Source organism: Alcanivorax sp. HI0083, from assembly GCF_001635175.1.
This window is the reverse complement of sequence record NZ_LWFX01001764.1, coordinates 1-1201: the sequence shown is the minus strand read 5'-3', so window position 1 is coordinate 1201 and position 1201 is coordinate 1. Positions and strand designations below refer to the sequence as shown.

Sequence of the window (1201 nt, the reverse complement as noted above, 5' to 3'; positions counted from 1 at the left end):
CGGGCCAGCAGGGCAACAGCCCGCTGGCGCAGCTCGGCCTCCGTCAGCGGTTCACTCATCGTCAGCCGCAGCGTCCTCTTCCACTGGCGCTTCCGAGGTGGGGTCCGGCAGCAAGCGGGCGCGGATTTCCGTCTCGATTTCTTCGGCAATGGCCGGGTTCTCACGCAGATACTCACAAGCGTTCTGTTTGCCCTGGCCGATCTTGTCGCCCTTGTAGGCGTACCAGGCACCAGATTTATCCACCAAACCCTGCTGCACGCCCAGGTCCAGCACTTCGCCTAGCTGGTTGATCCCCTGACCGTAGAGAATCTGGAACTCGGCCTGACGGAACGGCGGCGACACCTTGTTCTTGACCACTTTCACCCGGGTTTCGTTACCGGTGACTTCGTCCCCTTGTTTCACTGCGCCGATACGGCGGATGTCCAAACGCACGGAGGAGTAGAATTTCAGCGCATTACCGCCGGTGGTGGTTTCCGGGTTACCGAACATTACGCCAATTTTCATGCGGATCTGGTTAATGAACACCACCAGCGTATTGGCGTTTTTCACATTACCGGTAATTTTACGCAGCGCCTGGCTCATCAGGCGGGCTTGCAGCCNCACGTGGGTGTCACCCATCTCGCCTTCAATTTCCGCTTTCGGCACCAGGGCCGCCACGGAATCCACGATGACCACGTCCACTGCACCAGAGCGCACCAGCATGTCGGTGATTTCCAGCGCCTGCTCGCCGGTATCCGGCTGGGAGACGATCAGGTCATCCACGTTAACACCCAGCTTTTCCGCGTAATCCGGGTCCAGCGCGTGCTCCGCGTCCACAAAGGCACAGGTGGCGCCTTTTTTCTGGGCCTGGGCAATCACGCTCAGGGTCAGGGTAGTTTTACCAGAGGATTCAGGGCCATAGATTTCCACGATCCGCCCCTTGGGCAACCCGCCAATACCCAGGGCAACGTCCAGCCCCAGCGAGCCGGTGGAGATGGACGGCATGCGCTCGCGCTTGCGATCACCCATGCGCATGACGGAACCCTTGCCGAATTGGCGCTCAATCTGTGACAGCGCAGCGGACAGCGCCTTACCTTTATCGCTCATTGTGACCCCTCTCCGTTTTCGGCGCGTCATTCATTGACGCCAACCGTATCTGATCTGTCTCATCTGACCTTTCGGCCAGTGCTGGCAATATGGACAGTATTATGAACAGCATTGG

General features: G+C 59.0%; 1 protein-coding gene. It reads right to left on the bottom strand.

Annotated elements, in window-relative coordinates; genetic code table 11:
- Positions 1-51: 51 nt before the first annotated feature.
- The gene (gene recA, locus A3754_RS25600) at positions 52-1086 is read right to left on the bottom strand and encodes a recombinase RecA (RefSeq protein ID WP_063521707.1); all 1035 of its coding nucleotides are present in this window, start codon (positions 1084-1086) and stop codon (positions 52-54) included.
- Between the last annotated feature and the right edge of the window lie 115 nt (positions 1087-1201).